The following is a 24,159-nucleotide window of genomic DNA, read 5'->3' on the forward strand; positions in this document are numbered from 1 at the left end:
CCAATCCCCATTAAGACTGCAATGCATCGCTCAGGCGGTTCAAACGACCACGCGCTGAGTCATCGATGACTAGGTCTCCGGCTCGAATAATAACCCCACCAAGTAGGGTCTCATCTACACTGCAATTCAGCTTCACTTTGCGTTCAAGACGCTTTTCAAGTTTGCTGCCAATGTTTGCAAGTTGTTCATCAGAAAGCTCTGTTGCTGAAATTACTTCAACATCAATTTCTTTCTCATGTTCTTTTTTCAGAGTAAAAAACTCCGTACAAACATCAGGAAGGGCCGCTAAACGACCATTCTCAGCCATTACCTTCAAAAGGTTTTGACCGTGCGCATCAACTTGTTCGCCGCAAACTGCAACAAAAATTTCTGCCATTTTGTCAGCAGAAACCGAACCCGTTAGTAGTTCGTTCATTTGTTCGTTTTTGGCCACTTCAGCAGCAAAAGATAACATTTGGCCCCATTGGTCCAACTGGTCTTTCTCTAAAGCAAAGTCGAAGGCTGCTTTAGCATAGGGGCGTGCGATAGTAGTCAAATCAGACATATGCGCCCCCAGACTTAAAGTTTTGCAGTAATGTTGTCGAGAATATCTTTTTGCGCATCTTTATCGATAGAACGCTCAAGGATTTTCTCAGCACCAGCTACAGCCAGAGTAGCAACTTGTTTGCGCAGCTCATCGCGTGCACGATTGCGTTCAGCTTCAAGTTCTGCTTCTGCTTGCGCTAGGATTTTCTGGCGTTCTGCCTGAGCTTCCTCGCGAGCTTCATCAAGAATTTGAGACTTACGCTTGTTCGCTTGTTCGATGATCTCAGTTGCTGTGCGCTTCGCTTCTTTCAATTGATCAGAAGCGTTGGCTTGTGCTAGATCCAAGTCTTTCGCAGCACGTTCTGCTGCTTGAAGACCATCAGCAATTTTCTTCTGACGCTCTTCGATCGCTTGCATCAATGGTGGCCATACATACTTCATGCAGAACCACACAAATAGTGCGAACGAGATTGCTTGACCTAGCAGAGTTGCGTTTATGTTCACAACAGCTACCCCTCTATTTGGACTTAGTGTTAATCAGTGACAAGCGATAATCGCCCGTCCCGAGTTAAAGGTGATTAACCTAGTTGACCAACGAATGGGTTTGCGAAAGTGAATAGTAGCGCGATTACGATACCGATCATTGGAACCGCATCAAGTAGACCCGCGATGATGAACATCTTAACTTGTAGCATAGGAGCCATTTCTGGTTGACGTGCAGCACCTTCTAGGAATTTACCACCTAGCAGTGCGAAACCAATCGCTGTACCAAGAGAAGCAAGACCGACGATAATACCTACGGCGATTGCAGAAAAGCTCAGTAAAGTTTCCATTACTATCTCCAATTTATAGTTGTTGGCTTAGTGCCCAAATAAAAAGCTTTAAAAAAATTAATGATCAGGATCTTCGTGTGCCATTGACAGGTAAACAATTGTCAACATCATGAATACGAAGGCTTGAATCGTAATAACCAAGATATGGAAGATTGCCCACGGTAGTGAACCCATCCATTGTAAGTACCATGGTAGCATTGCCGCACAAAGAATGAATACAACCTCACCCGCGAACATGTTACCGAATAGACGCATACCAAGTGATAGAGGTTTCGCTAATAGCGATACCACTTCAATTAGTAGGTTAAACGGAATCATCAGTGGGTGATTGAATGGATGTAGTGCAAGTTCTTTTGCGAATCCACCTAGACCTTTTACTTTGATGCTGTAGTAAATCATCAATGCAAAAACGCCTAGAGCCATAGCCATGGTGATATTCACATCAGCAGACGGTACAACCTTAAGGTAAGGAATACCTAGCCAATGCTCTGCTGGGTATGGTAAGAAGTCGATAGGAACTAAGTCCATCACGTTCATCAAAAATACCCAACAAAAGATAGTCAGTGCTAAAGGCGCGATCAGTGGGTTGCGTCCATGGAACGTGTCTTTGACGTTATCGGCGACAAATTCAACGATCATTTCTACAGCACACTGAAGCTTACCCGGTACACCCGCTGTTGTTCTCTTTGCTACTTTGTAAAAAATTCCGAGGAAAATTAAACCAGTAAACCAAGAAAAAAACAGGCTATCGATATGTACGTTCCAGAAACTTGTCTCCGACCCTACTAAACCCAACTTGTATAGCGATAGGTTAGAAAGGTGGTGGGCAATGTAACCGGACGATGTTAGCGCTTCACCTGGCGCAGCCATAACTCATCCTATTTTTTGTTGTTAATGAATAGCACTGGTGCACAGATATTAATACCTAGTACCAGCAAATAGGTTAGTTTGAGGGGAACAAGTTCCACCTGCATATACATGTAGGCAACATAGAACAGTGCAACCGTGATGAGAATTTTCAGTACTTCACCCGTATAGAAGGAAGCAGCGATGCGCTTGGCAGCGCGAGCTCCACTAAACATGAAAGCACACAGCGCGAATACTGCATTGGCAACAACAAAAATGCCTCCGCCAATCAGCGCTGAAAATCCCCAGTCAGGATTTATGGCTACCGCCATTCCTGCTGCCACAAAAATAACCGCGCCAGACTGGATCATTAACAATTGCCTTGCGAGCTCTCGTCCTGGTCTAGCTAACGCAGCTACCATGTATTCGTACCTCTAGTAATATCCACTTCGCACTTAACTCTCTGTGCTGGGAAATTGGCGAAAATTATACGTTCAGTTCAACGTAAAGCAATTCGATTGCATCAAAAACTTACAGTTTTGTTTACAAAACGACAACTTTCGCACAAAATTCGATTAATTCGATTAATTGACCTAAATCAATTATCTCATCTAGGCCTCAAGCTTGGCAATTAGTTGGTCCAATTTGTGAGGCTCATCAAGACTTATCGTCAATTTCGCTTTTCCGTTTGCAGAACGGGTAAGAGAAACTTTTGCATCAAGCAGCTGACTCAATTTATGCGACATTTGCTCGGCTTCGGTATCCTCTTGTTGCCCTTTTTGCTCATTTTGTGGGGCTAAGCACTTTTTTACTAACTGTTCGGTTTGGCGAACAGTCATTTGCTTCTTAGCCACTTGTTGAGCTACTTCGACTTGCTGTTCGCCTTCTAACGCTAACAGAGCTCGAGCATGACCCATTTCCAATTTTTTATCTGCAACCAGACCTTTTACATCAACTTCCAACTGATTCAGACGTAATAGGTTACTCACCGTCGTTCTTGATTTACCAATCACATCGGCCACTTGCTGATGTGTCAGCGTGAATTCATCTTGTAGACGCTCAAGCGCTTGGGCTTCCTCAATCACATTCAAGTCTTCACGTTGAATGTTTTCAATCAACGCCATGGCGATGGCGGCACGATCTTCAACTTTTTTCACCAAACACGGCACGCGCTTTAAACCCGCCTGCCTTGCAGCACGCCAGCGGCGCTCACCTGCGATGATCTCAAACTGACCATTTTCGACCTGGCGAACCACGATTGGTTGAATAATGCCTTGTGATTGAATCGAAGCCGCTAGTTCTTCTAGCGCTTCAGGCGCCATATCTTTACGCGGTTGGTATACGCCCGGCTGCAATTGACCAATCGCTAAATCGGTTAACTCACCGTCTGCCGATAATTCTTGGCTATGCGATGCAATATGCTGTTTTTCACGAGCAAACGAACTGGTCGACAATAACGCATCCAGTCCTTTTCCGAGACCACGCTTAGACATGGGATTGAATTCCTTAGGTTAGAGTTAAACTGGGATTTCTTCGCGGCGGAGCATTTCGCCCGCTAGAGCAAGATACGCTTTGGCACCTGCGGAGTACTTATCGTAGTACATTGCTGGCTTACCGTGACTTGGCGCTTCAGCCAAACGAACATTACGCGGAATGACAGTACGGTAAACTTTATTCCCAAAGTGTTTTTTAAGTTGATCGGATACTTCATTCGATAAGCGGTTGCGTGGGTCGTACATGGTACGCAATAAACCTTCGATTTTGAGGTTTTCATTCACAACAGCCGCTAACTTGCTGATTGTATCCATAAGAGCAGTTAAACCTTCTAACGCAAAGTATTCACATTGCATCGGCACCAACACAGAGTCAGCTGCCGCCATCGCATTGATTGTAAGAAGGTTTAGAGAAGGAGGACAATCAATAAAGATGAAATCATAGTTATCGCGAACTGACGACAATGCATTTTTTAGACGCACTTCACGAGCGAAAACTTCCATCAATTTGATTTCTGCCGCGGTTACGTCTCCGTTCGCCGCGATCAAATCATACTTCCCTGTTGTTTGGGTACAAACGACTTGATCGAACGGTGTATCTTCGACCAAAAGATCGTATGCGGTGGCGTCGACCATATACTTATCCACGCCACTGGCCATCGTAGCATTGCCTTGCGGGTCGAGATCGATCACCAAAACCTTGCGCTTTGTTGCCGCCATCGAAGCCGCTAAGTTAATGCACGTTGTTGTTTTGCCGACCCCACCTTTCTGGTTGGCTATTGCTACAATTTTACCCACGATTACCTCGCTAATTTTCCTTGCGCGATAAGATTACTAGATGACGATCACCTTCCAACTCAGGAACAGCCAAAGATATGATCTCTGTCACACTGCACCATTCAGGAAGCTGATCCATTTCATCTTTAGGGTGCTGTCCTTTCAGCGCTAGAAACACCCCGTGCTCTTGTTTCGGCAAATGGTGGCACCATTCCACCATGTCTATCATTGAAGCAAAAGCTCGACTCAAAACGCCATCAAATTTTTCTTCAGGTTGGAATTCTTCGACGCGACTTTGAATTGGTGTCACGTTTTTCAGCCCTAATGTGTGCACGACTTGCTTGATAAAACGGATGCGTTTGCCAAGACTGTCGAGCAAAAAGAAGGTTTTCTCAGGGTTCATGATTGCCAAAGGGATGCCCGGTAACCCCGGACCAGTACCAACATCAATGAAGCGCTCACCGGACAGGTGTGCGCTTACAACGATACTATCAAGAATATGTTTCACTAACATATCAAGCGGATCACGTACCGATGTTAAATTGTACGCTTTGTTCCATTTGTCGAGCAGTTCGACATAACCAACTAACTGCTCTCGTTGCTGTTCTGACACTTCCAAATCGGTTTTCGCGATCAGTGAATCCAGCTTTGTTCGCAATGCGCTCATTATTCTTCCTCACCTTTCTTCAGCAAACCATGCTTTTTCAAGTGAACAAGTAGAATAGAAATTGCAGCAGGCGTAATACCAGAAATGCGTGATGCAATACCGATGCTCTCTGGTTTGGCCTCGCTCAGTTTAGCAACGACTTCGTTTGATAAACCTTTTACATCGCGGTAATCCAAATCAGCAGGTAACTTGGTATTTTCGTGACGCAGTGATTTTTCGATCTCTTCCTGCTGACGCTTGATGTAACCATCATATTTCACTTGAATTTCAACTTGCTCAGCCGCTTGCTGATCTTCAAGTGCAGGAGCAAACGCTTCAAGTTGCGTCAGTTGCGAATAAGTGATCTCAGGACGACGCAGAAGATCCTCACCACTCGCTTCACGGGCCATTGGGGTTTTCAGCAGCTTGTTCAGCTCATCAACACCCTCTGACTTCGGATTCATCCACGTTGCTTTCAAACGCTGACGCTCCGTTTCCATATTGTTGATTTTCTCGTTAAAGCGAGCCCAACGAACATCATCAATCAAGCCTAGCTCGCGCGCTTTTTCCGTTAAACGTAAATCGGCGTTATCTTCACGAAGTAGCAGGCGGTATTCCGCACGAGAAGTGAACATGCGGTACGGCTCTTTAGTACCCATGGTCGATAAGTCATCAATCAACACGCCCATGTAAGCTTGGTCACGACGTGGGCTCCAGCCTTCTTTGTCTTGGCTAAACAAGCTTGCGTTTAGACCGGCCATCAAGCCTTGCGCTGCGGCTTCTTCGTAGCCAGTCGTACCATTAATCTGGCCAGCAAAGAACAAACCATGGATGAACTTCGTCTCGTACGTTTGCTTCAAATCACGTGGATCGAAGAAATCATATTCAATCGCATAACCTGGGCGAACGATGTGTGCATTTTCAAACCCTTTCATTGAGCGCACGATTTGTACTTGCACATCAAATGGCAAGCTGGTCGAGATACCATTAGGGTATAACTCGTGCGTGGTTAGGCCTTCTGGCTCAATGAAGATTTGGTGGCTGTTTTTGTCAGCGAAACGCATCACTTTGTCTTCAATAGACGGACAGTAACGCGGACCAATACCTTCAATCACACCTGCGTACATTGGACTGCGATCCAAGTTACTACGTATCACATCGTGAGTTTGTTCATTGGTGTGGGTGATGAAACATGGAATCTGACGCGGATGCTGTTCACGTTTGCCCATGAACGAGAATACAGGCGTTGGGTTATCACCGTGCTGAGCTTCTAGCACTGAAAAATCAACAGTACGAGCATCAATGCGCGGTGGAGTACCTGTTTTTAAACGATCCACACGGAACGGCAGTTCACGCAGTCGATCCGCTAATGCGATCGATGGTGGATCCCCGGCACGACCACCAGACGAGCTTTCCATACCTATGTGGATCTTACCACCAAGGAAGGTACCCACGGTTAGCACAACGGCTTTCGCATGGAAGCGAAGTCCCATTTGAGTTACCACACCAACTGCGCGATCTTGTTCAACAATCAGATCATCAACTGATTGCTGGAACAACGTTAAGTTAGGCGCATTTTCTAATGCATTACGAACGTACGCTTTGTACAGAGCGCGATCGGCTTGAGCTCGAGTTGCTCGTACTGCAGGACCTTTGGAGGCATTTAGTGTACGAAACTGAATACCTGCATGGTCGATGGCTTCAGCCATCAAACCGCCCATAGCATCTACTTCTTTTACTAAGTGACCTTTACCAATACCACCGATCGCCGGATTACAAGACATCTGGCCTAATGTATCGATGTTATGGGTAAGGAGAAGCGTTTTTTGTCCTGTGCGTGCAGATGCGAGCGCGGCTTCCGTTCCTGCGTGTCCGCCACCGACAACAATGACGTCAAAGTTTTCGTGATAAAGCATGAACTGACCTCAGGTATTCAAAGGGATTTAATGGACAGATAAAGGAGCCGTATTTTACCTGCTTTATGCCAGAGAGAAAAACGTTTTCTCGTTTTATCCGTTTTAAGCTTCAAGATAAATATATATAAGATCTATATATATGATCTTTTATTAGATCTACTATTAGGATCGACCGTCTCTGTGGATAACCTAAAAATGATCAACAAGATCATGGATCTTCTTTGGATCATATCTTGTGATCATGATTGGATCAGATCGAGGATTACCTGGGATCAAAAGTGGTGGTTATACACAGGGGGTAAAATTGATCAAAGTTGTTATTGGGATAACTAAAGGAAAATCACTGGATCTTATTGTAGTTATCCACAGTCTGTTTGGTTGGTTTTTGAGCGGTTAAACAAAATAATTTGGTGGGAGTTATTCACATGGGAGAAAACAGAGCCGAATTTCGACTCTGTTGAAGGGAAAGTCGTGAGTTTAAAAACGTTCGATATTCTCTTTTAACCACATCTCTGCGGCGTCTTCTGGCACATCATGGCTCAGTACATCGATTTTAAAGCAATCTGCGAGAGGGGTTGCACCAATATCCTCTAATAAATCATAAGCGTGTTGACCAGCGGCACAGAACGTATCGTAGCTAGAGTCACCAATCGCAATCACCGCAAATTTTACATCAGTCATTTTTGGCGGTGTATTTTGTAATGCTGCGATAAAAGGCTGGATATTATCAGGATACTCACCAGCTCCATGTGTAGAGGTGATCACCAACCACGTACCTTGATTTTCGATATCATTGAGGGAAGGCTGGTTGTGGATCGTTGTTTCAAATCCATTCTCGTTGAGTAGATCACTCAGGTGATCCCCTACGTATTCTGCGCCACCTAACGTGCTGCCTGTAATAATGTGGATCATACTTCTTCCTTATTGAATGCGACGGCTAAAGCTCATGGATGGCTTGCCGTACAAAAAGAAACGCGGTGTGAGTTAAGCTCAGCACCGCGCGTTCGATTATTTACTTCCCGATACAGAATGAAGAGAAGATTCGTCCCAGTAAGTCGTCAGAACTGAACTCACCGGTAATCTCATTGAGATGTTGTTGGGTGATGCGTAGCTCTTCAGCCAATATTTCACCTGCCATATAGCCTTCAAGCTGCTCCTGGCCTATTTGAAGGTGCTGTGCGGCACGTTCTAATGCATCGAGATGACGACGACGAGCCATAAACCCACCTTCACTGTTGCCAGAGAAGCCCATACACTCCTTGAGATGATCGCGCAGAGCTTCAACCCCTGCACCAGTCTTCGCTGACAAACGGATAAGAGTAGGGTTATTGACGTGGCAGATCCCCATATCTTCACCCGTTTGATCCGCTTTATTACGGATCACCGTTATGCCAATGTTGTCTGGTAGGCGATCCACAAAATCTGGCCAGATATCTTTCGGATCGGTGGCATCGGTTGTCGTGCCATCCACCATGAACAACACGCGGTCTGCTTGGGCTATTTCATCCCACGCGCGTTCGATACCGATTTTCTCTACTTCATCGGAAGCATCACGCAAACCTGCTGTATCAATGATGTGTAGTGGCATGCCATCAATATGGATATGCTCACGCAGTACATCACGCGTGGTTCCTGCGATGTCGGTTACGATTGCAGATTCTTTACCCGATAGCGCGTTCAGTAGGCTTGATTTGCCCGCATTTGGACGACCCGCAATCACGACTTTCATCCCTTCACGCATAATAGCGCCTTGGTTAGCTTCTTTGCGCACCGCATCTAGGTTGTCGATGATGGCTTGTAGGTCACCAGCCACTTTACCGTCGGCCAAAAAGTCGATCTCTTCTTCAGGGAAGTCGATGGCTGCTTCAACATAGATACGCAAATGAATCAGCGACTCAACTAAGGTATTAATGCGGCCTGAAAATGCGCCCTGTAAGGATTGCAGTGCCGATTTTGCTGCTTCTTCAGAACTGGCATCAATGAGGTCTGCGATCGCCTCGGCTTGAGCGAGGTCGAGTTTATCGTTCAGAAATGCGCGTTCAGAGAACTCACCAGGGCGAGCAGCTCGAATACCATCTATACCTAGAATGCGTTTTATCAGCATATCCATCACGACGGGGCCGCCATGGCCTTGCAGCTCAAGTACGTCTTCACCTGTAAATGAGTGCGGATTAGGGAAGTACAGTGCGATGCCCTGATCAAGCACAGTGCCATCTTCTGACTTAAACGGCAGGTACTCTGCGTAGCGGGGCTTTAGTGTTTTGCCAGTGACTTCTAACGCCACTTGGTTGGCTTTAGGGCCAGAAACACGAATAATACCGACACCGCCACGACCAGGCGCGGTCGCTTGAGCGACAATCGTATCTGTAGTCATAATTTTGCCTTTTGAGCTGGGCTATAGGGAAGATACCTAGGGAGCCATTACAATTAATTAGCTGAATTGTAATCAGCCAAAAACAAAAAGGCGACCTTTTGGCCGCCTTTCTCAATCATTTCCTAAAAGGTTACTTGCTGTGTAAGCCTTTTTTCTCTAATCCTTTGTAGATCAGAGTTTGCTGGATAAGCGTTACGATGTTCGACACCAACCAGTACAGAACGAGACCTGATGGGAAGAACAAGAAGAAGAAGGTAAACATAACCGGCATAAAGGTCATGATCTTCTGCTGCATTGGATCCGTTACCGTTGTCGGGCTCATCTTCTGGATTAGGAACATTGACGCACCCATCAGTAGAGGCAGGATGTAGTAAGGGTCCTGCGCTGAAAGGTCATGAATCCAACCGAAGAATGGAGAGTGACGTAGCTCAACCGATTCCATTAGTGCCCAGTAAAGCGCGATGAAGATAGGCATCTGTAGGATAAGAGGTAAACAACCACCTAGTGGGTTCACTTTCTCTTTCTTGTACAGTTCCATCATTTCTTGGCTCATGCGCTGACGGTCATCACCGATGCGCTCACGCATAGCTTGCAGCTTAGGCTGAAGCATACGCATTTTCGCCATAGACGTGTATTGCGCTTTTGTTAGTGGGTACATTGCACCACGAACGATGAAGGTCAGACAGATGATTGCCACACCCCAGTTGCCAACAAAGCTCTGGATGAATGAAAGCAACATATGAAGAGGCTTCGCAATGAACCATAACCAGCCGTAGTCCACTACTAGGTCTAGGTTAGGTGCCACTTCTGCCATTTCATCTTGCAGTTTTGGACCAACCCAAAGTGTTGCTTCAAACTTAGCCTGATCGCCTGTTGCGATAGTTTTGTTCGGCATACGAACGCCGATGTCGCCTAGGTTGCCAATTACACGAGTGTATAGGTTAGTACCTGGTTCGTTACGTGGGATCCAAGCTGCGGCAAAGTAGTGCTGAATCATTGCTGCCCAACCTTGGCCATCGGCTAGGTTAAGAGACAGGTTGCGATCCTGCATATCATCAAAGCTGTACTTCTTATAACGCGTATCTTCTGTTGAGTATGCGCCACCACGGTAAGTAGGCATTGTGATGCTACCACCATCGTCCATTAGGTTTTGACGTAGGTGAGCGTACATACCAAATGTTGCGTTGTTGCCTGAGTTGTTCACTACATCGTATTCAACATTAAGCGCGTAGCTGCCGCGTTTAAAGATGTAAGTTTTGGTGTATTCGATGCCGTTTGCAGTGAATGTCATCGGAACGCGAAGTTCATCTTGACCGTCAGCCATTGTGAAGCTGTCTGCACTTACGTTGTAGTGAGGGCGATTTGTGCTGCTCAAGTCGATACCTTGAGGACCCACTAGACCGCTTTGAGCGATAAATTGGTGACCTTGAGCGTCTTTAAGCAGAACAAAGGAATCTGATGAATCTAACTCAGCAGAGTATTCGTTAAGGTTGGCATGTACCACATCGCCACCAACGGTGTCGATCGACAGAGTTAAAACATCAGTCGTTACTGTGATAGTTTTTGCAGAAGCTTGCTGTTGACCAGGAACTGGGTCAAGTTCATCAGCAAAAGATGGTGCAGGTAGAGTGCTGCTTGATTGAGCCTGTTCAACTGCTTGAGGTTCTGGATTCTTTGCAACTTGCCATTGTTGAAACAGCAAAAAAGAAACCAGGGCCAAACCGATGAGCAGGATATTACGTTGAGAATCCATCGTTAGTTATCTCTGTCTTGTTTTTGGACTGGTGGAACGGGGTCATACCCCCCTTCATTCAAAGGGTGGCATTTTAATAGACGTTTGCCTGATAACCAACATCCTTTTACAAAACCGTGAGCTCTCAAAGCTTCTAGCGCGTAAGTGGAACAGGTTGGTGTGAACCGGCAACGAGGACCAATCAAAGGGCTGATAAACCAGCGATACAGATAAACGAGCCCAATGGCTATCCACGTGAAGGGCGAGACAGGCGTTGCCATAGCTTATCAAACAACTTAAAAATTTCCTCATTGCTTAAATCTTGCGCGCTTTTCTTTGCAATCACAACAAAATCTTTGTTTGGAAGCTGATGTTGATTGTTACGAAAGCTTTCACGAGCCAAACGCTTAAATCGGTTACGACCGACAGCCGTTTTGATTTGCTTTTTGGGAACCGCTAAACCTAATCGTGGGTGAGAAAGTTTGTTATTGCGAGCAATGATGGTGAAATGAGGCGAGCCAGCTCGATGAGCTTGCTGGAAGACGTTTTGATAATGCTCGGGAGTTAACAAACGTAACTCCCGATTAAACGCGTACGTGTTCAAAATAAACTAGCGATTATTTTGATAGGCGCGCACGGCCTTTTGCACGACGTGCGTTGATAACTTTACGACCGTTCTTAGTTGCCATGCGAGCACGGAAGCCGTGAGTACGCTTGCGCTTTAGAACTGTAGGTTGAAAAGTGCGTTTCATGATAATTACCTTTACTGATCAGTAGTTTTAGGTTCTTGTTAAACCCGGCGTGGGTATTTGCTTTCTTATATAAAGAAGCTCTTTATATAGAGAAGGACAACCGACGCCTCTCAACAAAGAGGCGGAATTGTAATCACACTCACATAATGTGTCAATGACTCAATGAGTACGAAATTCCGGCCGGGCGATTATACGTAGTGTGAGTAAAATCTCAAGGATCAATCGATCCTGATGCTTGATCGTTACTCTATTCCTACTTGGTTAAGGAATTTTTTCAAACGAGGATCTTGTGGATTATCGAAGATATCCTGTGGAGAACCTTGCTCAACGATATTGCCTTCCGCCATGAAGATCACTCTATCAGCGACTTCTTTCGCGAATTGCATCTCGTGCGTCACCACCAGCATGGTTTGATGCTGATTAGCTAACTTCTTCATTAATGAGAGAACTTCACCGACCCATTCAGGATCCAGCGCAGAAGTTGGTTCGTCAAACAACAGCAGTTCTGGTTGCAGCGCCATCGCTCGGCCGATACCCACGCGTTGTTGTTGGCCGCCAGATAATGCCGCTGGATAACTATCGCCTTTATCCCCAAGGCCGATGTCATCCAGAATTTGTTGCGCTCGTTTGAGAGCATCGGCTTTTTTCCAACCTCGAACGGTCACTAGACCTTCGGCAATGTTCTGGCGCGCATTCATATGGGCAAACAGGGCATAGTTTTGGAACACAAAGCCAGTTCGACGACGCAGCGCTAATACTTCGGCTTTAGTGTGTTTTTGAGTATCAACGGAGATGTCATCTATCGTGATACGACCTTCATCTGCTTGTTCTAGAAAGTTCACCGTACGCAGCAAGGTTGATTTACCCGTACCACTTGAGCCGATAATCACGATGATCTCACCTTGCTTAATATCGAGGTCGATGCCTTTCAGCACTTCAGTCTCACCAAAACGTTTGTGAATATTTTCTAACTTAATCATCGTATGTACGCCTTATTCAGTTTTGCTTCTGCCCAGATTTGTACGCGAGTCAGAATTACCACCACGCCCCAGTAAATAAGAGCAACCGCAAGGAAAGCTTCAAAGAAACGGAAACTTGATGAGGCTTCCATCTGTGCTTTCGCCATGATTTCGGCCACACCAAGCGTGAAAGCGAGAGACGTTGACTTGATCATATCGATGAAATAGTTCATCAATGAAGGCAGTGCGACACGCGTTGCTTGAGGTAAAATCACTCGGCGCATTGCTTGGGATGTCGTCATACCGACCGATAAGCTCGCTTCCATTTGGCTGCGATCAATGCCAATAATGGCGGCACGAATACTTTCCGCCATATAAGCGGCAAAGTGCAGCGTTAAACCGATAACCGCTGCTGAAAAGGCGTCGATACCGACCATCAATGGAAAAATTTGCGGTAAGCCGTAATAAAGCAGGAAAAGCTGAACCAACAGTGGGGTGCCACGGAAGAAGCTGATGTACAGTTGGCTTAATTGATCCAGAACTGGCAGTTTAAATACGCGAATATTGGCTAAAATGACGGATAAAATCAGCGAAAACACCAATCCCCATGTCGCCATTTCCATGGTTGTGCCAAGATATTTCAGCAATATCGGCAGCAGTTCCAACATGTAATTAAAGTCAAATCCCATACGGCTTACCTAAAGGCTAGAGAAAAGAAAAGGTGGAAAACAAGTTCCACCTTTACGTAAGTTTATTTTAGTCCGAGAGTGATACCACTTTGCGGCCTAAAGTACAAAGAGTTCTTATTTCGTGATGTCAGCGCCAAACCACTTCACGGAAATTTTCTCTACTGTACCATCTGCGCGCATCTCAGCCAGTGCTTTGTTTACTTCTTCTTGCAGCTTACGACCTTTCTCGTTGTCAACGAAAGGCCATGCGTTTTGAATGGTCTCAAACGGTTCGCCTGCCAATTCCAGAGGAAGGCCAGTTTTCTTAATCAGCTCTAACGCAGAAAGACGATCCATTACAAACGCGTCTGCACGACCGAGCGCCACGTCATGTTCGATACCTGTGTCGTACGTTTTAATGTTGATCTTGCCGTCTTTGTCGTATTGACGCAGCAGTTGCTCAAAGTTAGAGCCTAGGTTCACCGCAACGGTTTTGCCCGCAAGATCGTCAACACCTTTGATGCTGTCGTTGCCTTTACGCACGGTAATTTGTGCGCCATCTACAACGTAAGGGTCAGCAAATAGGTATTTAGCTTTACGCTCATCAGTCATGGTGATTTGGTTGGAGATCGTATCGATACGACCAGTTTCTAAAAGACCAAATAAACCAGAGAAGTTGGCTGTTACGTATTCGATTTTGTAATCGTTACGTTTACCGATTTCATCCCACATGTCGACTTCAAAGCCTTGTAGCTTGTCTTGCTTTACAAAAGTAAACGGGAAGTAGCGACCTGACATACCAACTTTGACTTCAGTAGCGGCTTGTACGGTTGCTGCCGACAGTGCAATGGCTGCAACGGCAACCTTAATCCAGTTTTTCATAATACATCTCCATAATTTTATGGTTGGAAATACTACTGTTAGTTAGCTCAATTAAATAAATAACCAAGAGCAATAACCTAGACCTGTGAGTTATTAGATAATAGAAGAAGAATGTTAAATGTGACGAAAATGCGAACTGAACCTAGCGAAATGATCGACAAAATCAGCATTGGGAATAAAATAATACACAGACTTATCACCAATCGCTCGATCTTGTGAACTTTGCCCAATTGTGGATCGTTGTGTGGGCAAATTTGGGGCAAGGTGTGTTGATCTCATCAAGTTTGCAGAAATAATTGTGAATAACTTGGATCTTATTCACTGGATCGTCGATCAATCGCTGGCGATCTTGGTTATCAACAGGTAAAATTGCCAGTCTTTTCCGATAATTCAATTACTCAGTGGGGGCACCGTGTCATCTTCGCTTTGGCTGCAATGTTTGCAGCAGCTTCAAGAAGAGCTACCAGCTACAGAATTCAGCATGTGGGTTCGTCCGCTACAAGCGGAGCTCAATGACAATACTCTCACTCTATTCGCGCCAAACCGCTTCGTGTTGGACTGGGTGCGTGATAAGTATCTGAACAATATTACTCGCTTACTGCAGGAATACTGCGGTGGCGATATTCCTAACTTACGTTTTGAAGTGGGGAGCCGACCTGTCTCTGCACCAAAACCAGCGCCGACACGTACGCCTGCAGATGTGGCTGCCGAGTCATCTGCACCTGCGCAATTACAGGCGCGTAAGCCAGTACACAAAACCTGGGATGACGACGCTCAAGCGATTGCGGCTATCAATCACCGCTCAAACATGAACCCAAAACACAAGTTCGATAACTTTGTTGAAGGTAAGTCGAACCAACTGGGTTTGGCTGCGGCGCGTCAGGTATCGGATAATCCTGGTGCAGCATACAACCCGCTGTTCCTATACGGCGGCACGGGCTTGGGTAAAACGCACTTGTTGCATGCGGTGGGCAACGCGATTGTGGATAACAACCCGAACGCAAAAGTGGTCTACATGCACTCAGAACGTTTTGTGCAAGACATGGTAAAAGCGCTGCAAAACAATGCGATTGAAGAATTCAAACGCTACTACCGCAGCGTGGATGCGCTCCTTATCGATGACATCCAATTCTTTGCTAATAAAGAACGTTCACAAGAAGAATTCTTCCATACCTTCAACGCACTATTGGAAGGTAATCAGCAGATCATTCTAACGTCTGACCGTTATCCTAAAGAAATTAATGGCGTTGAAGATCGTCTTAAATCTCGCTTTGGTTGGGGTCTTACTGTTGCGATCGAGCCGCCTGAGCTTGAAACGCGTGTGGCGATCTTGATGAAAAAAGCTGAAGATCACCAAATCCACCTTGCTGATGAAGTGGCATTCTTCATTGCCAAGCGTCTGCGTTCGAACGTTCGTGAGCTCGAAGGTGCACTGAACCGTGTTATTGCGAACGCGAACTTTACTGGCCGTCCAATTACGATTGATTTTGTTCGTGAAGCGCTGCGCGATCTGCTTGCTCTACAAGAGAAGCTTGTGACGATCGATAACATTCAAAAGACCGTGGCGGAATACTACAAGATTAAAGTAGCGGACTTGCTGTCTAAGCGTCGTTCTCGTTCTGTAGCGCGTCCTCGTCAGCTGGCTATGGCGTTAGCAAAAGAACTAACCAACCATAGCTTGCCTGAAATTGGCGATGCGTTTGGGGGCCGCGATCATACGACCGTACTTCATGCTTGTCGCAAGATTGAGCAGCTGCGTGAAGAGAGCCACGACATTAAAGAAGATTACTCTAACTTGATTCGCACCCTGTCTTCGTAATCGGTTAGAATAACGGTATTCTAAGCAAATCATTTATTGAGCTGACAGCGTAAAGAGCCAAGCATGAAATTTACCATTGAACGTAGTCATTTAATCAAACCGCTACAGCAGGTTTCGGGCGCTTTAGGTGGCCGACCAACTCTGCCAATCCTGGGTAACCTACTTCTTAAAGTAGAAGAGAACGTATTGTCGATGACGGCAACCGATCTTGAAGTAGAGTTAGTAAGCAAAGTGACGCTAGAAGGTGATTTTGAAGCGGGCAGCATTACCGTTCCTTCGCGTAAGTTTCTCGATATCTGCCGTGGTTTACCGGACGATGCGATCATCACATTTGTATTAGAAGGTGATCGCGTACAAGTTCGCTCTGGTCGCAGCCGTTTCTCGCTGGCAACGCTTCCTGCGAACGATTTCCCTAATATTGAAGACTGGCAAAGTGAAGTGGAAGTATCACTGAGCCAAGCTGATTTACGTACGCTGATCGACAAAACTCAGTTCTCGATGGCGAATCAAGACGTTCGTTACTACCTCAACGGCATGTTGTTTGAAATTGACGGCACCACGCTACGCAGCGTGGCGACGGACGGCCACCGTATGGCGGTATCGCAAACTCAGCTAGGTGCGGACTTTGCGCAGAAGCAAATCATCGTGCCACGCAAAGGTGTGCAAGAATTAGTAAAGTTGATGGATGCGCCAGAGCAGCCCGTAGTACTTCAGATCGGTAGCTCCAATGTTCGTGCTGAGGTGAATAACTTTACTTTTACCTCTAAGTTGGTTGATGGTCGTTTCCCTGACTACCGCCGTGTATTGCCTCAGAGCACCAATAAGACACTAATAGCAAGTTGTGACGAGTTGCGCCAAGCCTTCTCTCGTGCTGCGATTCTTTCCAACGAAAAATTCCGTGGCGTGCGAGTGAATCTGGCTGATACTGAAATGCGCATAACCGCGAATAACCCAGAACAAGAAGAAGCGGAAGAGATGCTTGATGTAACCTTTGAAGGTGACGCCATCGAAATCGGCTTTAACGTAAGCTATGTGCTTGATGTTCTGAACACGTTGCGTTGTGAAAATGTACGTGTGTCGATGTCGGATGCTAACGCTAGCGCGTTGATTGAAAATGCCGACGATGACAGTGCCATGTACGTGGTGATGCCAATTCGTCTATAAGCCAACTGAATGCCTCTTTCTCGTCTCATCATTCAGCAGTTTCGAAACATTAAAGCCTGTGATATTGAGTTATCAGCAGGCTTTAACTTTCTTATCGGGCCGAACGGCAGCGGTAAAACCAGTGTCTTAGAAGCGGTTTATCTGCTCGGGCATGGCCGCTCATTCAAGAGCTCTCTCACCGGACGAGTGATACAAAATGAGTGTGACGAACTGTTTGTTCATGGTCGTTTTTTGAACTCGGATCAATTTGAGCTACCTATCGGCATTAATAAGCAGCGTGATGGCTCAACAGAGGTTAAAATAGGCGGTCAATCTGGACAAAAATTAGCGCAGTTGGCACAAGTTCTGCCTCTGCAGTTGATACACCCAGAAGGGTTTGATTTACTGACAGATGGCCCTAAACATCGTCGTGCGTTTATTGATTGGGGCGTGTTTCATACCGAGCCCGCTTTTTATCAAGCATGGGGAAGGTTCAAGCGCCTGAACAAGCAGCGCAACGCGTTGTTGAAAACCGCCAATAGTTATCGTGAGCTCAGTTATTGGGATCAGGAAATGGCAGGATTGGCTGAAAACATCAGCCAATGGCGAGCAAGTTACATCGAGCAGATGAAAACCGTCGCAGAAACTATCTGTCAGACATTTTTGCCAGAATTTGAGATCCAATTGAAGTATTATCGTGGCTGGGATAAAGACACTCCATACCACGAGATACTAGAAAAGAATTTTGAGCGTGATCAGGCTTTGGGATACACCTTTAGTGGCCCAAACAAAGCTGATTTGCGCATTAAAGTGAACGGAACGCCCGTTGAAGATGTTCTGTCACGCGGTCAATTAAAACTCATGGTGTGTGCATTGCGTGTCGCGCAAGGGCAACACCTGACAGAGATGGCCGGTAAACAATGCATTTACCTAATTGATGACTTCGCGTCGGAATTAGATAGCCAACGTCGCAAGCGTCTTGCTGACTGCTTAAAAGAGACGGGCGCACAAGTATTTGTAAGCTCTATCACTGAAAGCCAAATCGCCGATATGTTGGACGATAACGGTAAATTGTTTCATGTGGAACATGGCAGGATAGAGTCAAACTAGAAGAGAGAAACTCATGTCTGAAAATTACGATTCATCGAGTATTAAGGTACTGAAGGGTCTGGATGCGGTACGTAAGCGTCCAGGAATGTACATCGGCGATACGGACGACGGCACCGGCCTTCACCACATGGTTTTCGAGGTGGTGGATAACTCAATTGATGAAGCGTTGGCAGGTCACTGTAAAGACATCGTTGTGACAATTCATGAGGATAACTCGGTTTCCGTTAGCGATGATGGTCGTGGCATTCCAACAGAAATCCACTCAGAGGAAAATGTCTCTGCAGCAGAAGTAATTATGACGGTTCTTCACGCGGGTGGTAAGTTCGACGATAACTCATACAAAGTATCGGGTGGTCTTCACGGGGTAGGTGTTTCAGTAGTAAACGCACTATCAGAGAAAGTTGAGCTAACGATTCATCGTGGTGGCCATATCCATACGCAAACCTACCGCCATGGTGAGCCTCAAGCGCCACTAGCCGTTGTGGGTGATACGGATAAAACCGGTACACAAATTCGTTTCTGGCCAAGTGCCGAGACGTTCTCTAACACTGAGTTCCACTATGACATTCTGGCGAAACGCCTGCGTGAACTGTCATTCCTGAACTCTGGTGTGTCGATCAAATTGGTTGATGAACGTGAAGCGGACAAACATGATCACTTCATGTATGAAGGTGGTATTCAAGCGTTCGTTGATCACCTAAACACCAACAAAACGCCAATCATCGAAAAAATCTTCCACTTTAACTCTGAGCGTGAAGACGGCATTTCAGTTGAAGTGGCGATGCAATGGAACGATGGTTTCCAAGAGAACATCTTCTGCTTTACCAACAATATCCCACAGCGTGATGGTGGTACTCACCTTGCTGGTTTCCGTGCTGCGCTAACACGTACATTGAACAGCTTTATGGATAAAGAAGGTTTCTCGAAGAAAGCGAAAACAGCGACTTCAGGCGACGATGCGCGTGAAGGTCTAACTGCGGTTGTTTCGGTGAAAGTGCCTGATCCTAAGTTCTCAAGCCAAACAAAAGACAAACTGGTTTCTTCTGAAGTGAAATCAGCTGTTGAGTCTGCAATGGGTGAAAAACTGTCTGAGTTCTTGATTGAGAACCCGACAGAAGCGAAGATGGTTTGTTCGAAAATCATCGATGCAGCACGTGCTCGTGAAGCAGCGCGTAAAGCTCGTGAAATGACGCGCCGTAAAGGTGCACTAGACCTAGCTGGCCTTCCAGGTAAACTTGCAGACTGTCAGGAAAAAGATCCGGCACTCTCTGAACTATACATAGTGGAGGGTGATTCGGCAGGCGGCTCCGCAAAACAAGGCCGTAACCGTAAGAACCAAGCAATCCTACCGCTAAAAGGTAAGATTCTTAACGTAGAAAAAGCACGTTTCGACAAGATGCTATCTTCTCAAGAAGTAGCAACACTGATCACCGCACTAGGTTGTGGTATCGGTCGTGACGAGTACAACCCGGACAAGCTTCGTTACCACAACATCATCATCATGACCGATGCCGATGTCGATGGTTCGCACATCCGTACGCTACTGTTGACCTTCTTCTACCGTCAAATGCCAGAGCTTATTGAGCGTGGCTATGTGTACATCGCTCAGCCACCACTATACAAAGTGAAAAAAGGCAAACAAGAGCAGTACATCAAAGATGAAGAAGCGATGAACCAATACCAAGTATCATTGGCTCTGGACAATGCATCGCTACACGTAAACGCAGAAGCACCAGCATTGGCTGGTGAAGCACTAGAGAAGCTTGTTCAACAGTACAATGCGGGTATTAAACTTGCGGAACGTATGAGCCGTCGCTACCCAAGTGCTTTGGTAAACGAGTTGATTTACACTCCTCGCCTAACGCCAGAGCAATGCCATGACGCATCAGTTGTGGAAGCTTGGACGAAGCAGCTTATTGAACAGCTGAATGCGAAAGAAGTGGGTGCAAGCCAGTACAGCTACGAAGTTGAGCAGCACGAAGAGCTAGGCTTAAACTTGCCTAAGATTGTGGTTCGTACTCACGGCGTGACGCACGAACATGCAATTAGCATCGACTTCCTAAACTCGAAAGAGTACGGCAAGTTGGCTGATCTATCAGAAGCACTTGATGGACTTCTGGAAGAAGGCGCGTACATCAAACGTGGTGAGCGTACTATGCCAGTGGCAAACTTTGCAGAAGCGCTTGACTGGTTAGTGAAAGAGTCTATGCGTGGCTTAAGCCGTCAGCGCTACAAAGGTCTAGGTGAGATGAACCCAGACCAACTTTGGGAAACCACCATGGACCCAGAAACTCGTCGTATGATGCAGGTAACGATTGAAGATGCGGTAGGCGCAGATCAACTGTTCACTACGCTAATGGGTGACCAAGTAGAACCTCGTCGTAACTTCATCGAAGAGAACGCACTGAAAGTAGCGAACCTAGACGTATAACGACACTGTTCGTGATAGTAAAAAGCAGCGAGAAATCGCTGCTTTTTTTGTTTTACCACCAGCTAAAATCGCCACTTTCTGCCAAAGCTGATGTTTTTCTGGTACTAACTGCCAACAACCCGATCAAGCCTGCCATTTTATTTCTGTTTTCTTTTTTTCTCGCCATTTTGTTCGCTTGAGCGTTTTTGCTTTCTTTTTTCTGCTCGCTATAGTGCTGAAGAGCTGATGAATAAGGAGACTAAGAAAATGGTGATGACTTTCCTGTACTAAGCCGGAAGTGATGCACTTCCGGTTCAATGCACTGAATTTATTTGTAAGACAAGGCATTAAGAAGGAAATAATCATGTTTGAACGCTGGTTCTCAGCGTACTGCTTGGCGCTGCGAACTTGGTGGTTAACCAGTCGCTTTTTAACCTATCAATCACCACTAAGGTTGTTATCGCTATTTGAAATCTGCGAGCAACAAGCCCATTGCCGTAACCGAGCTCGTATTGCGGTTGGTGACACGGTTCGCTTAGTGGATGTTGAACGCGCCTATCAATATCGCATGACATTGGTCAGCTCGCGCAAAGGGCAACCCATGACAGGTATGCTCGCGGTCGATTCTTATTTGGGATCTCGACTGTTAGGTCGAGCTAAAAATGATGCGCTCGAAGTGGAAATTTTTAATCAGCGACGCTGCTTTGTGATTACTGAAATTGTTCATCAATCGCAGCCAGCAGCTCAGAAAATGCTGTGTGGTTGTCTGTTGTGCCAATAAATAGAGGTGAAGTCATGAGTAAGAAAGAAAAGAAACAACCGCAGTTGAGTCTAAAAGAAAAGCGCAAACTAAAGCAGGAAAAGGCGGCAGAAAAGGGCGTTGTAAAAGCGCGTAAATCCTCCCGCAAGTAAAGTGTAGACTGAGCCCTCCAGAGCGGCGGGCTGTTTATCACTGATCGCGAAGTGATGAGGAACTAAGCTGTTCAAGGGGATAGTGGATGCTTTAAAAATTTTTTATTTTTTCCCTTGAAAGTCATTTTTGACGACCTTATATCTAGTTGTGAAGAGGGTGACTGGCTTGCTAGAGACTAGAAGACCAGCCCTCTGAAATCGCTAAAACGAGATCGCTCAGAAGAGGATATGGCGTTTTAGCACACAACTTAAACCTTTAGATTCAATATCATGTCTCCGAGCCAAACCAAGGCCAGTGGAATGATAAGAATCTCTTAGTTCGGCGTTGGTTTTTGCATAAACACGCCAGTAGGATGAAACTCATCTGAACTAAGACTATTGCTTAATTAAGAGGATAGATTTATGCGTAATGTAGATTTCTCACCACTATACCGTAATGCAATTGGCTTTGATCGTCTGCTAAACCTGATGGAAGCGAATACAGCGAAAAATACTTCTGGCGGTTACCCTCCATACAACATTGAGCAAAAAGACGAGCACAACTACCGTATTACTATGGCCGTTGCTGGCTTTGCTGAAGAACAGCTCGATCTGACTCAAAACGAAAACATGTTGATTGTGAAGGGCGAACGTAAAGCAGAAGAAGGCAAAAACTACGTTTACCAAGGTATTGCAGAACGTGATTTTGAACGTAAATTCCAGCTAGCGGATTACGTAAAAGTCGTGGGTGCATCAATGGAAAACGGTCTGCTTCATATCGATTTAGTTCGTGAAATCCCTGAAGCCATGCAACCACGTAAGATTGCTATCGGTGGCAACAACCTGATTGAGAACAACTAATCAGTTAACCACCCGGTTATAGAATGAGAAAGAGCGCCATATGGGCGCTCTTTTTAGTTTGGGGGTTTTCAAATCCGCTATTTTAAAGCTGTAATTTCAAAGAGAAGAACGGCTGAGTTCAATCCGTCTATTTACCTTCGCGGTAAGCCTTTTCCACTTCTTCAGCGATAATCTCAATGCCTTTTTGCATCACCTCATCATCTTGAACGTAGTTCATACGCAGGCATTGGTGCGCGTGATCCCACTCGTCTTGCTGACCAATAAAGAAATATTCACCAGGGACAATCAATACGCCACGCGCTTTCAAGCGTTGGTACAGTTCCATTGTTGTGATTGGCAGTTCATCAAACCATAACCACAAGAAGATAGCGCCTTCCGGCTTGTGGATGCGGAATCGCTCATCGGTAATTGCTTGTTGGAGCAGTTCAACCGCACGTTGTGATTTTTGCTTGTAGAACGGCTTAATCACCTCTGAACTCAGTTTAAGCAGATCGCCTTTGCCAATTATATGGTTTGCCAGCGCTGGACCAACACTGCCCGGCGCTAGGCTGATGATGCCGTTCATATTGGTTAACGCTTGAGTGATTTCTTCACTCGCAATCACAATGCCACAACGCACGCCCGGTAAACCAAGCTTAGATAGGCTCATGCATAGGATGGTGTTTTCATTCCAGAACGGTTCGACATCTTCAAAGATGATGTTCGGGAAAGGTAGACCGTAGGCGTTATCGATGATCAGTGGGATGTTGTTCTCACGTGCTAGCTTGTCCAGCTTACGTACTTCTTCATCTGTCAGTACATTACCCGTTGGGTTAGTTGGGCGAGACGCGCAGATTGCCGCAACAGAGTCGTCGACGGCGAGTTGCTCAAAATCGACGTGGTATTTAAACAGGCCGTTATCTAACAGCTCGATTTCTGGGTGGTAAGAGATAAAGATATCTTCATCAATGCCAGCATCACCATAACCGATGTATTCAGGCGCGATAGGCAGTAGCACTTTCTTGTGCGAACCGTCTGGCTGTTTACCTGCCAACAAGTTGAACAAGTAGAAGAAGCCACTCTGGCTACCGTTAGTTAGGCTGATGTTCTTTTCGGAAATATCCCAGCCGTAAGTTTCACGGAATAACTGAGCTAGCGCTTTGACGAACGCGTCTTTACCCTGCGGGCCATCGTAGTTGGCGAGGGCGGCGACGAGCTCCCCACTGGCGAGCATTTCCTCACTGGCTTGGTGAAAGTAATCGAGCATGGCAGGAATGGCGGCAGGATTACCTCCACCGAGCATGATGGCACCTGGTGTGCGCAGACCATCATTCAAATCGTCCATTAACTGCGTAATACCTGAATACTGATTAAATTTTTCACCAAACTTTGAGAACTGCATGCTGACTTATACCTAATTCATTGTGATTGCTTTGTGTATGTTTATGCCGATGTTTTATCGGCTTATCGAGTAATCCTTGACCTTACCTCAATGTGTAATTAACGCAAAGTGTGAATTAAGCCGAAAAAGAAAAAAGTGCGT

Annotated in this window: 25 protein-coding genes; 6 read left to right on the forward strand and 19 right to left on the reverse strand. The window is 45.9% G+C overall.

Going from position 1 to position 24,159, the window contains the following annotated elements; all coding sequences use genetic code 11:
* Positions 1-10 precede the first annotated feature (10 nt).
* The 18 genes from atpH to R7070_RS19220 all read right to left on the reverse strand — a co-directional run bounded on the left by atpH (position 11) and on the right by R7070_RS19220 (position 14,403).
* Positions 11-544: a F0F1 ATP synthase subunit delta gene (atpH, locus tag R7070_RS19135; RefSeq protein ID WP_017635596.1), complete on the reverse strand. Its 534-nt coding sequence runs from the start codon at positions 542-544 to the stop codon at positions 11-13.
* Positions 545-558: 14 nt separating this feature from the next.
* A complete protein-coding gene (atpF, locus tag R7070_RS19140; protein WP_005378929.1) occupies positions 559-1,029 on the reverse strand; it encodes a F0F1 ATP synthase subunit B in 471 nt (156 codons plus the stop codon).
* A gap of 74 nt (positions 1,030-1,103) precedes the next feature.
* Positions 1,104-1,358, reverse strand: a complete 255-nt coding sequence (gene atpE, locus R7070_RS19145; RefSeq protein ID WP_002540812.1) for a F0F1 ATP synthase subunit C — start codon at positions 1,356-1,358, stop codon at positions 1,104-1,106.
* Positions 1,359-1,415: 57 nt separating this feature from the next.
* Positions 1,416-2,228: a F0F1 ATP synthase subunit A gene (gene atpB / locus R7070_RS19150; protein ID WP_005378922.1), complete on the reverse strand. Its 813-nt coding sequence runs from the start codon at positions 2,226-2,228 to the stop codon at positions 1,416-1,418.
* 8 nt (positions 2,229-2,236) lie between these two features.
* Positions 2,237-2,626, reverse strand: coding sequence for a F0F1 ATP synthase subunit I (locus R7070_RS19155; protein ID WP_005378921.1), 390 nt, complete (start codon positions 2,624-2,626; stop codon positions 2,237-2,239).
* Between the two features lie 189 nt (positions 2,627-2,815).
* Positions 2,816-3,697 carry a ParB/RepB/Spo0J family partition protein gene (locus R7070_RS19160; RefSeq protein ID WP_005383840.1) on the reverse strand — a complete coding sequence of 294 codons (882 nt, stop codon included), beginning with the start codon at positions 3,695-3,697 and terminating at the stop codon, positions 2,816-2,818.
* A 24-nt stretch (positions 3,698-3,721) separates the two neighbouring features.
* Positions 3,722-4,495 (reverse strand): ParA family protein, encoded by a 774-nt coding sequence (locus R7070_RS19165; protein WP_005383838.1) that lies wholly within the window; start codon positions 4,493-4,495, stop codon positions 3,722-3,724.
* 10 nt (positions 4,496-4,505) lie between these two features.
* On the reverse strand, positions 4,506-5,141 hold the full coding sequence (gene rsmG / locus R7070_RS19170; RefSeq protein ID WP_149192460.1) for a 16S rRNA (guanine(527)-N(7))-methyltransferase RsmG: 636 nt from the start codon (positions 5,139-5,141) through the stop codon (positions 4,506-4,508).
* Positions 5,141-7,036, reverse strand: coding sequence for a tRNA uridine-5-carboxymethylaminomethyl(34) synthesis enzyme MnmG (mnmG, locus tag R7070_RS19175; protein WP_005378901.1), 1,896 nt, complete (start codon positions 7,034-7,036; stop codon positions 5,141-5,143). Before mnmG ends, rsmG begins: the two co-directional genes overlap by 1 nt.
* Before the next feature lie 477 nt (positions 7,037-7,513).
* A complete protein-coding gene (mioC, locus tag R7070_RS19180; protein ID WP_053304046.1) occupies positions 7,514-7,948 on the reverse strand; it encodes an FMN-binding protein MioC in 435 nt (144 codons plus the stop codon).
* 100 nt (positions 7,949-8,048) lie between these two features.
* Entirely contained in the window at positions 8,049-9,410 is a 1,362-nt protein-coding gene (gene mnmE / locus R7070_RS19185; protein WP_005383836.1) for a tRNA uridine-5-carboxymethylaminomethyl(34) synthesis GTPase MnmE, read from the reverse strand.
* 130 nt (positions 9,411-9,540) lie between these two features.
* Positions 9,541-11,163: a membrane protein insertase YidC gene (yidC, locus tag R7070_RS19190; protein WP_005383834.1), complete on the reverse strand. Its 1,623-nt coding sequence runs from the start codon at positions 11,161-11,163 to the stop codon at positions 9,541-9,543.
* A 2-nt stretch (positions 11,164-11,165) separates the two neighbouring features.
* Entirely contained in the window at positions 11,166-11,423 is a 258-nt protein-coding gene (gene yidD, locus R7070_RS19195) for a membrane protein insertion efficiency factor YidD (RefSeq protein WP_005378822.1), read from the reverse strand.
* The gene (gene rnpA / locus R7070_RS19200; RefSeq protein WP_005394102.1) at positions 11,390-11,713 is read right to left on the reverse strand and encodes a ribonuclease P protein component; all 324 of its coding nucleotides are present in this window, start codon (positions 11,711-11,713) and stop codon (positions 11,390-11,392) included. The genes yidD and rnpA overlap by 34 nt, the downstream gene beginning before the upstream one ends.
* A 46-nt stretch (positions 11,714-11,759) precedes the next feature.
* Positions 11,760-11,894, reverse strand: coding sequence for a 50S ribosomal protein L34 (gene rpmH / locus R7070_RS19205; RefSeq protein WP_005378825.1), 135 nt, complete (start codon positions 11,892-11,894; stop codon positions 11,760-11,762).
* A 242-nt stretch (positions 11,895-12,136) separates the two neighbouring features.
* The gene (locus R7070_RS19210) at positions 12,137-12,874 is read right to left on the reverse strand and encodes an amino acid ABC transporter ATP-binding protein (RefSeq protein WP_005378827.1); all 738 of its coding nucleotides are present in this window, start codon (positions 12,872-12,874) and stop codon (positions 12,137-12,139) included.
* Positions 12,871-13,542 carry an amino acid ABC transporter permease gene (locus R7070_RS19215; protein ID WP_318141279.1) on the reverse strand — a complete coding sequence of 224 codons (672 nt, stop codon included), beginning with the start codon at positions 13,540-13,542 and terminating at the stop codon, positions 12,871-12,873. The genes R7070_RS19210 and R7070_RS19215 overlap by 4 nt, the downstream gene beginning before the upstream one ends.
* Positions 13,543-13,656: 114 nt before the next feature.
* Positions 13,657-14,403, reverse strand: a complete 747-nt coding sequence (locus R7070_RS19220; RefSeq protein ID WP_005378831.1) for an amino acid ABC transporter substrate-binding protein — start codon at positions 14,401-14,403, stop codon at positions 13,657-13,659.
* A 412-nt stretch (positions 14,404-14,815) separates the two neighbouring features.
* On the opposite strand from R7070_RS19220, the gene dnaA reads away from it, so the two are divergent.
* The 6 genes from dnaA (at position 14,816) to R7070_RS19250 (ending at position 22,637) form a co-directional block, all read left to right on the forward strand.
* The gene (dnaA, locus tag R7070_RS19225; RefSeq protein ID WP_005378835.1) at positions 14,816-16,222 is read left to right on the forward strand and encodes a chromosomal replication initiator protein DnaA; all 1,407 of its coding nucleotides are present in this window, start codon (positions 14,816-14,818) and stop codon (positions 16,220-16,222) included.
* 63 nt (positions 16,223-16,285) lie between these two features.
* Positions 16,286-17,386 carry a DNA polymerase III subunit beta gene (gene dnaN, locus R7070_RS19230; RefSeq protein WP_005394106.1) on the forward strand — a complete coding sequence of 367 codons (1,101 nt, stop codon included), beginning with the start codon at positions 16,286-16,288 and terminating at the stop codon, positions 17,384-17,386.
* A gap of 9 nt (positions 17,387-17,395) precedes the next feature.
* Positions 17,396-18,475 carry a DNA replication/repair protein RecF gene (recF, locus tag R7070_RS19235; protein ID WP_005378839.1) on the forward strand — a complete coding sequence of 360 codons (1,080 nt, stop codon included), beginning with the start codon at positions 17,396-17,398 and terminating at the stop codon, positions 18,473-18,475.
* Between the two features lie 13 nt (positions 18,476-18,488).
* On the forward strand, positions 18,489-20,906 hold the full coding sequence (gene gyrB, locus R7070_RS19240; RefSeq protein WP_005378841.1) for a DNA topoisomerase (ATP-hydrolyzing) subunit B: 2,418 nt from the start codon (positions 18,489-18,491) through the stop codon (positions 20,904-20,906).
* Between the two features lie 343 nt (positions 20,907-21,249).
* Positions 21,250-21,666 carry a GreA/GreB family elongation factor gene (locus tag R7070_RS19245; RefSeq protein WP_213896500.1) on the forward strand — a complete coding sequence of 139 codons (417 nt, stop codon included), beginning with the start codon at positions 21,250-21,252 and terminating at the stop codon, positions 21,664-21,666.
* 533 nt (positions 21,667-22,199) lie between these two features.
* Positions 22,200-22,637, forward strand: a complete 438-nt coding sequence (locus R7070_RS19250) for an Hsp20 family protein (RefSeq protein WP_005378857.1) — start codon at positions 22,200-22,202, stop codon at positions 22,635-22,637.
* A 127-nt stretch (positions 22,638-22,764) separates the two neighbouring features.
* Here the strand turns inward: R7070_RS19250 and R7070_RS19255 are convergent, their stop codons facing one another.
* Positions 22,765-24,018, reverse strand: a complete 1,254-nt coding sequence (locus tag R7070_RS19255; RefSeq protein ID WP_213896501.1) for a valine--pyruvate transaminase — start codon at positions 24,016-24,018, stop codon at positions 22,765-22,767.
* Positions 24,019-24,159: the final 141 nt, after the last annotated feature.

Source organism: Vibrio sp. 1557 (assembly GCF_033340175.1).
Classification (GTDB): Bacteria; Pseudomonadota; Gammaproteobacteria; order Enterobacterales; family Vibrionaceae; genus Vibrio; species Vibrio alginolyticus.